We start from the raw sequence: 12,681 nt of genomic DNA, 5'->3' as shown, positions 1-12,681 counted from the left end.
GCGGCGCACTTCGCTCGGCGGGTTGACCCGGCATGCTGTATTATGGCACTGCATCACCATGGCTGACGAGACCCGCCCCGTATACCTTCGCCTGCGAGACCTGATTGCCGCGGCGATCATCGACGGGCGCTACGGCGAAGGGGACATGCTCCCCTCCGTGCGCGCCTTTGCCGCAGAGCAGGGGGCGAACCCGCTCACCGTGGCCAAGGCCTACCAGCAATTCCAGGCCGACGGGCTGATTCGCGTGCAGCGCGGGGTCGGCATGTTCGTGCGGCAGGGCGCTGCGGCGCAGCTGCTGGAGACCGAACGCCAGCGCTTCCTGCAGGAAGAATGGCCGGAAATTCGCGCGCGGATGAAGCGGCTCGGGCTGGAAATCGAGGCCATGGCAGACGTCTGACCATCTGTTTTCCCGGCAAAACCCGCAGAATCCCGCGCCAAGGTCAAGTCCGGAACAATCCGATAAATGTTAAGTAGGTCATTGTGCGGCGCGTCTTGCTCTGGCAGGGGCGGATTGGGTCGCGCGCATAGGAAGAAATGCCGCACTGCCGCCGGCAGTCATGGCTTCACGCGAGAATGCGGCGCTTGCCGCGGAAGGACCCGCCGATGATAAGGTCGGAACTTGTTCAGGAACTGGCTTCGGAAAACCCGGACCTCAGGCCCGAGGAAGTCGAGGGCGTCGTGGACGTATTCTTCGACGAGATCGCCCAGCGCCTGGCCGAAGGTGGCCGCGTGGAACTGCGCGGCTTCGGTGCCTTTTCCACCCGCGCACGCGATGCGCGCACCGGACGCAACCCGCGCACCGGCGAAGCGGTGGAAGTCCCCGCCAAGCGTGTGCCCTATTTCAAGGCCGGCAAGGACATGCGCGAGCGTTTGAACGACGATTGAGCGCATCGTCGAACCAACACGTCCGCCCCGGAAACCACTCCATAACCAACACCCCGCTTGCCCATCGGCGATGCCGGACGCTAACGCCCGCAGGCGCTGTCATGCGGGCGTGGCGGAACTGGTAGACGCCGGGGACTTAAAATCCCCTGATCCCTGATCGTGCGGGTTCGAGTCCCGCCGCCCGCACCAGTTTCGATCAGACAAAACCATCCGGGGGATGGTTTTGCATCGAAACTCACGAAAAAGGGCGAGGCCAAGCCGCCCAATCCTCCAACTCACGAAAAAGGGCGAGGCTTCGCAGCCCCGCCCCTCCTTCGGTCCCGGGAGGGGGGACCGTCAGTCCGTGACCGGCTCCAACCGAATGGCCGCGCCGCCGCCGGGGGCAAGGAACAGCTCGTAGCTGTCGCCCGCCGTGAAGGTCGCGGTATCATAGACAATGTCGTGCCGCCGCTCGGCATCGCGGTAATCGGCGTCGGGGCCGTCGCGATAGATTGTGGCGCGGTACGTCTTGCCCGGCTCCAGGAAATCCATGGACAGCGTCAGTGTGCGGGCCGTCCCGTCATTCACGCCGCCCAGATACCAGTCCTCGCTGTTGCGATCCTTGCGCGCGAAGATGGCATAATCGCCCACTTCGCCCGCGATCAGGCGGCTGTCCGACCAGTCGGCCGGGACCTGCCGGATGAAGGCAATCTCGTTGGGATATTGCTTCAGATTGTCGACCAGGTCCGCCGCCATCTGGATCGGCGAGTAGATGGCAAGGTACAGGCCCAGCTGCTTTGCGCGAGTCGAGGCCAGCGCATTGCCCGTCGGCGCGACGAGCGAGAGGACGCCCGGCGTGAAGTCCATCGGGCCCGACAGCATGCGGGTGTAGACCAGCGTCGGCTCGTGATCGGCCGGGTTCGCATATTCGCCCCAGGCATTGTATTCCATGCCCCGCGCACCTTCGCGCGCCACCCAGTTGGGATAGGTACGGCGGATGCCGGTGGCCTTCACCGGCTCGTGCGGGTTGATGGCAATCTGGTAGCGCGCGGCCGTCTCGATCACCTTCTGGTGGTGGTTCACCATCCGCTGCCCGTCATGCCAGGCCATGGCGATCTCGCCCGGCTCTTCGCCAGGGGCGATGATGCCGCCCGCATCGGCGACATAGCCGGTCTTGACCACGCCCACGCCCAGCCGGTTGTAAAGCGCCATCGCGTCTTCCAGCTGGTCTTCATAGACGATGATGTTGCCGCCGGTTTCGTGGTGGCCCACAATCGCAACGCCGCGCTCGCGGCCATAGGCTGCCACGCGTTCGAGGTCGAAATCGGGCACCGCCTTGGTGAAGCTGTATTCGTCGCCATGGCCGAACCAATTGTTGTTCCAGCCCTCGTTCCAGCCTTCGATCAGCACGCCGGAGAAGCCGTTCTCCGCAGCGTAGTCGATCGTTTCCAGCGCACGCTCGGTCGTTGCGCCGTGGTTGGGACCTTCGGCCCAGCTCCAGATGCCGCCGATCATGCCCCACCAGATGCCGATGTATTTCTGCGGCTTGAACCAGCTGACATCGCCCAGCTTGTTGGGTTCGTTGAGGTTCAGCTCAAGGTCGCTCTCAACCAGTGCCGCCGCATCGTCGCCCACGCGGATCGTGCGCCAGGGCGTGTGGAACGGCGTGTCGCGGATGACCTTGGCGCTCTCGCCCGTGCCGGGTGCCAGCGTGGTGCGGAAGCTGTGGCCATCCTGGCGCTTCAGCCAATAGCCGGAGTAATCGACCAGCGCCGCCTCGTGGAAGGACATGTGCGTGCCATCTTCCAGCTTCATGGTGATGGGCGTGTGCGCCACCGAAACCGCATCGATCGGCGTCTGCTGGTAGATCTGTTCGTAGCGGTTGAAATCGCCGCCCGTCACCCACCAGGCCGTGCCTTCGGAGGCGATGTTGAACTCGGTCAGCTCCTCGGCGATTTTCACCGTGACGAGGTTTTCCTGCTCCGGGAATTCGTAGCGGAAGCCGATACCGTCATCGAACACGCGGAAGCGCAGGTTCATCTGCCGGTCGCCGTCTTCGGGCGGCTGCTGGAAGCGCACGACCATTTCATGGTGGTGATCGCGCACGAAGCGGCGCTCGCCCCAGGGCTGCTCCCATGTCTCGTCATGCTCGGTGACTTCTTCCATGCCGGTCATGGTGAAGCCGCGCACCATGGGCAGGCCGTCCGTCAGCAGGATGCCCAGCTTGGAAGGCGAGACCAGCAGCTGGCCCTTGCGCGACATCTGCCAGGTTACGCGCCGGTCGTTGTCAGTGGTCACCTGCACCTCGATCGAGCCATCGGGCGATGTGATCGTGGCGACGGGCTTTTCGTCCTGCGCGGCGGCGGGCTGCGTTGCCAGTGCCAGCGCGAATACGCCTGCAACTGCCCCGGCCAGCGCGCGATTCTTGCGCGCGATGAATGCGTGGAATGCCATACTGTCTCTCCTGCTCCGTCATCAGGGATGGCAGAGCAGGCAGGCGATGACACTACCGCATACGAATGTGATGGAGGCCGCGCGCGGCGTGAGCATTTGGTTTGCGCCGCCTACCATCTGCCATTAAGCCGCAGCGCAATACAGCCATGAAGCAGCCCGCACGCACGGGCGGCCCATGCAAGACAAGAGAGGCCTTTTCGCATGACAACCATCCGCAATCTGTCCGCCGCGCTGCTCGCGGGCGCCGCAATGCTCGCCACGCCGGCCGCCGCCAAGGAAGGGATGTTCACGCCCGACCAGCTGCAGGAAATCGCCAGCGAACTGCAGGAGGCCGGGCTCGAACTCGACCCCGCATCGCTCGCCGACCTGACCGCCTTCCCGATGGGCGCGATCGTCTCTCTGGGCGGCTGTTCGGCCAGCTTCGTCTCTCCTGAAGGCCTGGTGGTCACGAACCACCACTGCGCACGCGGATCGGTGCAGTACAATTCCACCGCGGAGAACAATTACCTCGAGAACGGCTTCCTGGCGAAAGAGAAGTCCGCCGAACTGCCCGCAGCCCCCGGCTCGCGCATCTATGTCACCACCGAGGTAACGGACGTGACCGGCGAAGTGCGCGCCGGCACGGAGCAGCTGGAGCCGCTGGCGCGGTATGAGACCGTCGAACAGCGCGGCAAGGACCTCGTCGCGCAGTGCGAAGTCACCGCCGGTTACCGCTGCCGCGTGGCCAGCTTCTATGGCGGCGCGCAGTACAAGCTGATCAAGAGCCTGGAAGTGCGCGACGTGCGGCTGGTCTATGCCCCGTCGGATTCGATCGGCAATTACGGCGGCGATATCGATAATTGGCAGTGGCCGCGCCACACCGGCGATTTCGCCTTCTACCGCGCCTATGTCGCGCCCGATGGCTCGGCTGCGGATTACAGCGAAGAGAACGTCCCTTACCGCCCCGATCACTTCCTGAAAGTGAGCGCAGCAGGACTGGAAGATGGCGATTTCGTGATGGCCGCCGGCTATCCTGGCTCCACCAGCCGCTATGCCCCGCTGGCCGAAGTGGAGAACACCTTCGGCTGGGCTTACCCGGTCTTCGAAGGCCTGCTGAACGAGTGGATCGCCACGATCGAGGAAGCCGCCCCGGCAGGCAGCGATGCGCGCGTGAAGTATGAAAGCCGCCTCGCCGGCCTCAACAATTACAGCAAGAACCTGCGCGGCCAGATCGAGGGCGCACGCCGCGTGGGCCTGGTGGACCGCCGCCGTGCCCGCGAAGCTGCGCTGGGCGAATGGATCGCAGCCGATCCTTCCCGCGCCGGATATGGCGAGGCCATCGCCGAACTGTCGGAGCTTTCGGAAGAAAGCGCGCAGGCATCGCGCACCGGCTTCTGGTACAACAACGCCACCCGGCCCGCCCTGTATGGCACGGCACGGCGGCTCTATCGCCTCGCGCATGAGCGGATGCTGCCCGATGCGGAACGCTCGCCCGGTTACCAGGAGCGCGACATGCGCTTCTTCGAGCAGGGCCTGACCGCGCTGGACCGGCGTTACGATCCCGCGGTCGACCGCGCCGAGTGGCTGCTGTTCCTGACCGGCTACATCGCCCAGCCGATGGAAGAACGCGTGCCGCAGTTCGATGCGGCGCTGGGCCTGACGGCGGAAACGACGGCCGAGGACCTGCCTGCCCTGCTCGACAATTTCTATTCCGCAACCAGCCTTGGCGACGGTGCGACCCGCATCGCGCTGATGGGTGCCAGCGTAGAAGAGCTGGAAGCGAGCGAGGACCCCTTCATCAAGCTTGCCGTGGCCATGTACGCCTATGACCGCGAGCTGGAGGAGCAGTCCGACATCCGCTCCGGCCGCGCCCTGGCCCTGCGCCCCGCCTATATGGAGGCGATCACGCAGTGGCAGCGCGAAAGCGGTGTGCTGACCTATCCCGATGCCAACAGCACGCTGCGCATCACCTTTGGCAAGGTGATGGGTGGCAGCCCGCGTGACGGGATGGCTTATCTGCCCTTCACGACGCTGGAAGGCATCGTGGACAAGGATACCGGCGTCGATCCGTTCAATGCCCCGCCCGAGCTGCTCGCCCGGATCCGGGCCGGCGATTACGGCGATTACGCGCTGGACAGCCTCGGCACTGTGCCGGTCAATTTCCTGACCGACCTGGACAGCACGGGCGGCAACAGCGGTTCCGCCACGCTGAATTCCCGCGGCGAGCTGGTTGGCCTGCTATTCGACGGCACGTTCGAAAGCGTCAATTCGGACTGGGACTTCGATCCCCGCACCACGCGCACGATCCACGTGGATTCGCGCTACATGCTGTGGGTGATGGAAAAGGTCGACGGCGCCGATGCGCTGATCGAGGAGATGGACATCGTTCGCTAAGCCGCGCGATCGCCGGAAATCACGGGGCGGGGCCTATTTGGGCCTCGCCCCTTTTTCTTGGAAGGTCTCAGCCTTCGGTCAGCCGGACCAGAGCCATGCCTGCCAGCATGGCCACGACGAAGATCGCGGCAGACACCGGCTCTATCACCAGTGCCGCAATGCCCGGCCCGGGGCACAGGCCCGCCACACCCCAGCCCACGCCGAACAGCGCAGCCCCGCCGATCAGGCGCGGGGTCAGGTCCGATTTCGATGGCAGCTGGAAGGTTTCCGCCATCACCGGGCGCGCCATGCGCGGGACGATTTGCCAGGCTATCGCCATCACCACCAGCGCGCCGCCCATGACGAAGGCAAGCGTGGGGTCCCAATTGCCGAATAAGTCCAGGAAGCCGCGCACGCGTGCGGGATTGGTCATGCCGCCCAGCGCAAGGCCGGCGCCGAACAGCGTGCCCGAGACGAGCGATGTCACATTCGCGCGCATCACAGCACCTCCCAGCCCAGGGCATTCATGATCGCCACCGTGGCAATCCCTGCGGCCATAAAGGTCACGGTGGCCACGATCGAGCGGCCCGACAGGCGGCTCATCCCGCATACGCCGTGGCCACTTGTGCAACCGCTTCCCAGCCGCGTTCCCACGCCCACCAGCAGGCCCGCGATCGCCAGGACGAGCGGGCTTGCAAAGCGCGCTTCCAGCCCGCCAGAGGCAAGCATCACGGCCAGCGCGCCCAGCGGCAGGCCGATGAAGAACATCCACGCCGAACCGCGCGCCATTCCGCTGCCGCCAAGGCCTGCAGCCTTTGCCGCGATGCCAGACACGCCGGCGATCCGCCCCAGTCCCAGCAGCATGACCGCTGCGGCCAGGCCGATCAGCACGCCGCCCGCCAGCCCGTCGAGCGGGGCGGCGTCGGGAAAGCCCGGCAGCATCATACCGCGTTCACCGGGATCTTGATGTAGCTCACGCCATTATCCTCCGGCTCCGGCAGGCGGCCGCCGCGGATATTCACCTGGACGGACGGCATGATCAGGGCCGGCATCGCCAGCTTGCGGTCGCGGGTCGTGCGCATTTCGACAAATTCCTCCTCGCTCACGCCATCCCTGACATGGACATTGTGGGCGCGTTGCTGGCCGACACTCGTCTCCCAGGCATATTCGTCGCGGCCCGGCGCCTTGTAATCGTGGCACAGGAACAGGCGCGTTTCCTCGGGCAGTTCCAGAAGCCGCCGGATCGAGCGGAAGAGCTGGCCCGCATCGCCGCCCGGGAAATCCGCCCGCGCAGTGCCGAAATCCGGCATGAACATCGTATCGCCGATAAACGCTGCATCGCCGATGATGAAGGCCATGTCGGCCGGCGTGTGGCCGGGCACATGCAGCGCGGTGGCCTCGATTTCGCCGATGTGGAACCGGTCCCCGTCATCGAAAAGCCGGTCGAACTGCGACCCGTCGCGCTCGAAATCGGTGCCCGCGTTGAACAGCTTCCCGAAGACCTCCTGCACGCGGATGATCCCGCGCCCGATGGCCAGCTTCCCGCCCAGCTTTTCCTGCAAATAGGGCGCGGCCGAGATGTGATCGGCATGGGCATGGGTCTCGATCAGCCAGGCGACCTGCAGGTCGTTCGAGGTGACATATTCAACGATCCGGTCGGCAGATCCATTCGACGTGCGCCCGGACGCGGCCTCGAAATCCAGCACGGAATCGATGATGGCCGCCTCGCCGCTGGCCGGATCGTGCACGACATAGGAAACCGTGTTGGTCGCCTCGTCGAAGAACCCCGCGATGGATGGGCGCTGGCCCTTGTCAGACAGCGCCTGCCGGACCTGCTGCGCGGCAATCTGCAAATTCCGGTCATCAGCCATGGCGCCCTCCAATCCAGTAATCGGCACTATATACGCATTGCCCGAAACAGTTCCAAGCGCCGGGCGGGATGGGACACACGCGCGAGGTTAGGCAGCGCCGATCAGCACACCTCTATCTGATGTGCCCCATCCTCCGTATCCGAGACCCGGAAGCCTCGTCCTGTAAACCGCTCGATCAGCGCCATCGCCGTGCGGCTGTGCTGGCTGAGCTTGACGGTCGTGAAAGCCCCGCCGCCAGCCATGGCAAACGGCAGTAACAACTGATCCTGCAGGTATGGCCCGGCAAACGCCTGTGAGGCGAGGTAGCCCGCCATGCGCTTTGCCGCCGTCTTGGCCAGGCGTTCTGCAGGAACTCCAAGCTTCCCGAAACCAGACACCACCTCGGTCACATGTTCGAACGAGGCTTCCAGCAACAACGCGTTGCCCGGCCCGCAATCCGCGGGCAGCAGGGCCGGCGCGAAGGCTTCTTCCGGCCATTCGGACAGCACCTTGCGCGCCGCCGTCAACTCGCGATCGGCAATATCGAAGGGGATACCGGCAAGCAGCACCTCCGCCTTCCCGCCGAGGAAGGCGCCGCGCTGCGTGCACTGGATCGTACGGAGTGCCGAGGGCTCGATGTCCACCACGATGCGGCCCCCGCCGCGCGGGTAGAATCCATGGCGCTCGAGGGTGATGGAGAGTGTCGGCCCCAGCCGCTCCAGAACCGGCAGCAGCGTCTTCTGAAGGAATTCGAAGGGCGGAGCAGCCATTGCATGGGTGCCGCCCTCGATCATGATCCTGGAGGGCGCATCGGCCATCATCAGCGGCACCAGGATGGCCTGCAAGACCAGCCCCGTGCTTCCCGCCGTTCCGACGGCGAAGCTGTATTCTCCGGGTATGACGCGGCCCGGGCGAAACGTCAGCTCGCGAGAACCGACCATCAGCCCGCTGCATTCGGCCCCGCCAATGGCACAAGCGGCCTCCAGCGAGGTGACGTGCTGGCGCATCATGCCGGGCTTGGCCCGCCCACCGCGAATGTTCTGGATGGTGAAGGGCTCGCCGGTCAGCAGCGACAGGGCTGCGGAATTCCGCAAGACCTGCCCGCCACCTTCGCCGTCGGAGCCGTCAATTGTGATCATGTTTCAGTCTTTCGGAATTCGGTGTTGTCCGGGTCTGGAACGAATATGAGCGGCGTCCAACAATCGGACTGCTTGGTCCCAATTTCGGTTCCGCACTCTCGGCATTCGATGTTGGGACCGTCGCAGCCATCCAATCCGCAACAACCGTTTGTGCGGCCACGCTTGCGGGTAACTTTACCCGTCGCCTCGAAATCTTCTGGATTGAGCCAATACTGCGGCACAAATTCCAAAGCGGCCGGCCTGATCGGGTCATGCGAACGCAGGAGCGGTTCGTAAGATTTGAAACCGCTTCCCTTCGCGCAGACAGGCCGCTGATCGATCAAACAGGCGGTCTGAACGCTCGGATCCTTTAGCGATTGAACGGTGATTTCACCGGTCAGGGCACGGTCACAGCCCTGACAATGAAATTTACCTTTCATGGCGACCTCCCAGTAGCGGCGTGAAGGGCGCTAACCCTTCACGCACACCACCTGTTTCAAGGTATGGACGATCTCCACCAGATCGGCCTGCGCGGCCATCACGGCTTCGATCGGCTTGTAGGCCTTGGGCGTTTCATCGATCACGCCCTCGTCCTTGCGGCATTCGACACCGGCGGTATCGGCAACATGCTCGTCGAGCGTCACCAGCTTCTTCGCCTGGGTCCGGGACATTACGCGCCCCGCGCCGTGCGAGCAGCTGTCGAAGCTCTCGGCATTGCCCAGCCCGCGCACGATGAAGCTCTTCGCCCCCATCGATCCGGGGATGATGCCCATCGTACCCTTCGCCGCCCGCACCGCACCCTTCCGGGTGACGAGCACGTTTTCGCCGAAGTGGTTTTCCCGCGTCACATAGTTGTGATGGCAGTTCACCGCTTCGCAGTCCGCCTCGAAAGGCTTGGCGATCTGGCCTCGCAGCGCATCGAGCACATGCGTCATCATCACGCGCCGGTTGAGCGCCGCAAAGTCCTGCGCCCATTCGACGGCTTCGACATAATCGTCGAAATGATCGGTCCCTTCGGGGAAATAGGCGAGGTCCTGGTCAGGCAGGTTGATATGCCACTTGCGCATGTCCTGCTTGGCCAGTTCGATGAAGAACGTGCCGATGGCATTGCCCACCCCGCGCGAGCCCGAGTGGAGCATGACCCACACCCGCTGCTCGGTATCGAGGCACAGCTCGATGAAGTGGTTGCCGGTTCCCAGTGTCCCCAGATGCACGAGGTTGTTCGTGTTCTTGAGCCGCGGGTACTTGGCGACGATCCGCCCGAACCGCTCGGCGAGCTTCACCCAGGCGTCGACCACGGCCGGGGGCGGATCGCCCCACGAACCCTTGTCGCGCTTGCCGCGGCCGGCTGTCCGGCCATGCGGTACGGCGGCTTCGATTGCCGAGCGGATGCCGGCAAGATTGTCCGGCAGGTCGCTCGCCATCAGCGAGGTCCGCGCCGCCATCATGCCGCAGCCGATGTCCACGCCCACAGCCGCCGGGATTACCGCGCCCTTGGTCGGGATCACCGAGCCCACGGTCGCGCCGATCCCGACATGCACGTCGGGCATGGCCGCAACATGCTTGAAGATGAACGGCATCTTCGCCGCCTTGGTCAGCTGCTCCCGCGCCTTGTCGTCAACGGGAACGCCGCGGGTCCACATCTTGATCGGCGACCCGCCTTCCACGTCCTGATATTCATACGTCGTCTGGGTCATCGCGACCTCCTCCATGCTTCTTGATAGGTGCTGGCGACGAGTTTTGGCGAGACTTCTCCGCATGTTGCCATGCAGGGGCGGGTTCGAACCGCCTGGTTACCGATGTAGTCCCGACCGGCATTCGCCAGCGATTTGTATTCAGGTTCACGGCGACGAGGTTCTGGAAAGACGTTCCTGCTCTATCCGCTGAGCTACAGGCCCATAATTGGTGGACCTGGCGGGATTCGAACCCGCGACCTGGCGATTACAAGTCGATGTAGTCCTTCCGGCATTCGCCGTGAATTTGGAAAAGGCCGGGGCAACGAGTGTTGGTGAGACAATCGGCCCTTAAGCTACGTTCCAGCGGCGGGATTCGAACCCGCATCTCCCCGCAGGATTGCTCCCATGGGGCGCTTTACTCGTCGGGCCTTTCATGTCGGAGATGTAGTCCCACCGGCATTTGCCCCGGCCCTTTCCAAAATCAATCTATGCAAAGGTCGCGGCGACGAGGCTTGGGAAAGACAGGTGCCCCTTTTCAGAGACCACCATCGTGACAGGATGTAGTCCTTCCCGGCATTCGCCGCGACCTTTGTGCTCCTTTCTTACAATTCTACTTCGTTCACGATCTCGACCCAGTCGCGCGCCTCGTTACTGGCGAAGCGCGCCATCGCGCCGAACACCGCGTCGGTGAAACCACCGACATTCATGATGTCCTTGCGGTCCTTGGCCTGCGTCGAGCCATAGGGCTGGATGTCGATGCAGATCAGCTTCGCGCCCGGGTTGCGGGCCTTCAGCCTGGTCCATTCGTTCATCGTCGCCGTGGCTCCGTAGCGGGCAGGGTCGACCCAGGATTCGTTGTCCGAAACGATCACGACGCAATCGACCTTTGCCTTCTCGCGATTCAGCAAGGCAAGCGGGGCCGAGACATTGGTTCCGCCGCCGCCGACCCCTGCCAGCTTGGCGGCATTCACCGCCACGCGGGCCTTGGGATCGAGCTTGAGCTTCACCACGTCCACCGCGAACGGCAGCACGCGGGTCTGCGGATTGCTCCGCAGCATCGCGGCCGAAACCAGCGCGGCGATATCGATGCAGCGCACGACCGAAGTCGCACCCCTGCGGTAACCGGTCGCGGGCGAGCCCATCGAGCCCGACACGTCCGGACACACCACGACATTGCCTTCCAGCACCGGGACCTTCGCAAGCGACAGGTCCAGGGCCTTCTCGAGCGCAGCCTGCACGGCCAGCGGAACACCATCCCCGACCTGCGTTAGCGCCGTCATCAACTGGTAGGGCATCGGCCTCACGCGGGCGATGGCATCGGGATCGGCCAGCCGGGCAGCAACCATCTCGGTCACTCCGTCGATCTGGAACACTCCCTTACGCGCCAGCGTGTTCAGGTTCATCCGCAACGCCTGCCACCCGATGCGTTCTGCCAGCACAGCCCACTGCTTTGCCGCGAGATCGAAGGCGGTCAGCCACTCGAAGGGCACATCGGGCAGGGGCCGCGAGGGCTCCGCCTTCCATGCTTCGAAATCGGCAATCTCCTTCGGCAACGCGGCGACATCGTAGGGCTTGCCAATCAGCCAGCCGTAGAAGGCACGCCGCTCGGCCGAAGCCGGAGCCGGATGAACCATCTTCACGATATCCGCCAGGCTCGGATCATTGCCCGTCGCCGCCTGCATCAGCTGGCGGGTCGAGGCATTTTCCAACCATACACGCACCAGCCGCTTCGGACGCGAGCCGAGCGAAGTCCGCCCGATCTGGCCCGAACGCATGATCTGCACGAAGTTGCGCAGCATGCGCCCGTTATCGATCACGCGCTTGAACACCGGGACCATCAGGTCCGGATCGGACATCGACAGCACTGCAGTGAGCAATGCCGGCATGTCCTTCATCGCGCCCGACTGGCGAGCATAGATCGCGCACTTGGCGACCCATGCGGCGTCCACCGCCCAGGCCGCTTCGAGCGCCTTGGCAAGCTGGTCCTGCGCATCGGCGTAGAAACCGTCCGACAACGTGCCGGTTGCGGCTAGCTGCGCGAGCAGGGCTTCGGGGCCATAGGCATAGGCGCTGCCGCCTGCCTCGTTCACCGTGTCCTTGCGCGGCAGGAACTTCGCCCCAAAGGAAGAGAGTGCCGAGGAAAAAAGCGTCTTGTTGGCCATAGTCCAACTCCATCATGAAACTTCACCGGGCTTTGGGCGGCCGGCCCATTCCGGCCGCCCATCTCCCGCGTCTCGCCGGGTGTTCGACTTACCCGACGGTCACGATAGAGCATGAGGCGTGCCAGTTTTGCGCCGAGCGCTGTAAATTTCTGCTAGTGAAATGAAATATAATGGTATTTTTATCGCAAGCCCTTTCAACAGCATC

Annotated in this window: 11 protein-coding genes and 1 tRNA gene; 4 read left to right on the top strand and 8 right to left on the bottom strand. The window is 64.2% G+C overall.

The genetic code is table 11. The annotated features are described in order from the left end of the window. Positions 1–58 precede the first annotated feature (58 nt). The 3 genes from A6F65_RS02555 (at position 59) to A6F65_RS02545 (ending at position 1,074) form a co-directional block, all read left to right on the top strand. On the top strand, positions 59–397 hold the full coding sequence (locus A6F65_RS02555; RefSeq protein ID WP_067785630.1) for a GntR family transcriptional regulator: 339 nt from the start codon (positions 59–61) through the stop codon (positions 395–397). A 206-nt stretch (positions 398–603) separates the two neighbouring features. Further along, entirely contained in the window at positions 604–885 is a 282-nt protein-coding gene (locus A6F65_RS02550; RefSeq protein ID WP_067789812.1) for an integration host factor subunit beta, read from the top strand. 103 nt (positions 886–988) lie between these two features. Further along, positions 989–1,074, top strand: a tRNA-Leu gene (locus A6F65_RS02545). 147 nt (positions 1,075–1,221) lie between these two features. Here the strand turns inward: A6F65_RS02545 and A6F65_RS02540 are convergent. After that, positions 1,222–3,318: a glycoside hydrolase family 97 protein gene (locus A6F65_RS02540; protein WP_067785627.1), complete on the bottom strand. Its 2,097-nt coding sequence runs from the start codon at positions 3,316–3,318 to the stop codon at positions 1,222–1,224. A gap of 201 nt (positions 3,319–3,519) precedes the next feature. Between A6F65_RS02540 and A6F65_RS02535 the strand changes: the two genes are divergently transcribed. Next, a complete protein-coding gene (locus tag A6F65_RS02535) occupies positions 3,520–5,691 on the top strand; it encodes a S46 family peptidase (protein WP_067785624.1) in 2,172 nt (723 codons plus the stop codon). Between the two features lie 67 nt (positions 5,692–5,758). Here A6F65_RS02535 and A6F65_RS02530 read toward each other — a convergent pair whose 3' ends face one another. The 7 genes from A6F65_RS02530 to A6F65_RS02505 form a co-directional block, all read right to left on the bottom strand. Then, positions 5,759–6,169 (bottom strand): DUF6691 family protein, encoded by a 411-nt coding sequence (locus A6F65_RS02530; RefSeq protein WP_067785621.1) that lies wholly within the window; start codon positions 6,167–6,169, stop codon positions 5,759–5,761. Further along, complete coding sequence (locus A6F65_RS02525; protein ID WP_067785618.1) at positions 6,169–6,615, bottom strand: YeeE/YedE family protein; 447 nt, start codon at positions 6,613–6,615, stop codon at positions 6,169–6,171. The genes A6F65_RS02530 and A6F65_RS02525 overlap by 1 nt, the downstream gene beginning before the upstream one ends. After that, complete coding sequence (locus A6F65_RS02520; RefSeq protein WP_067785615.1) at positions 6,612–7,541, bottom strand: MBL fold metallo-hydrolase; 930 nt, start codon at positions 7,539–7,541, stop codon at positions 6,612–6,614. The genes A6F65_RS02525 and A6F65_RS02520 overlap by 4 nt, the downstream gene beginning before the upstream one ends. Before the next feature lie 101 nt (positions 7,542–7,642). Further along, positions 7,643–8,659 carry an RNA 3'-terminal phosphate cyclase gene (gene rtcA, locus A6F65_RS02515; protein ID WP_067785612.1) on the bottom strand — a complete coding sequence of 339 codons (1,017 nt, stop codon included), beginning with the start codon at positions 8,657–8,659 and terminating at the stop codon, positions 7,643–7,645. Then, positions 8,656–9,078: a hypothetical protein gene (locus A6F65_RS12820; RefSeq protein WP_157093022.1), complete on the bottom strand. Its 423-nt coding sequence runs from the start codon at positions 9,076–9,078 to the stop codon at positions 8,656–8,658. Before A6F65_RS12820 ends, rtcA begins: the two co-directional genes overlap by 4 nt. Positions 9,079–9,108: 30 nt before the next feature. After that, entirely contained in the window at positions 9,109–10,335 is a 1,227-nt protein-coding gene (locus A6F65_RS02510) for an RtcB family protein (RefSeq protein WP_067789807.1), read from the bottom strand. Positions 10,336–10,916: 581 nt separating this feature from the next. Then, positions 10,917–12,476: a vWA domain-containing protein gene (locus tag A6F65_RS02505; protein WP_067785609.1), complete on the bottom strand. Its 1,560-nt coding sequence runs from the start codon at positions 12,474–12,476 to the stop codon at positions 10,917–10,919. Positions 12,477–12,681 lie beyond the last annotated feature (205 nt).

Source organism: Paraurantiacibacter namhicola, from assembly GCF_001687545.1.
Classification (GTDB): Bacteria; Pseudomonadota; Alphaproteobacteria; order Sphingomonadales; family Sphingomonadaceae; genus Paraurantiacibacter; species Paraurantiacibacter namhicola.
Note: the sequence above shows the minus strand (reverse complement) of the source record. Positions and strands in the feature narration are given on the sequence as shown.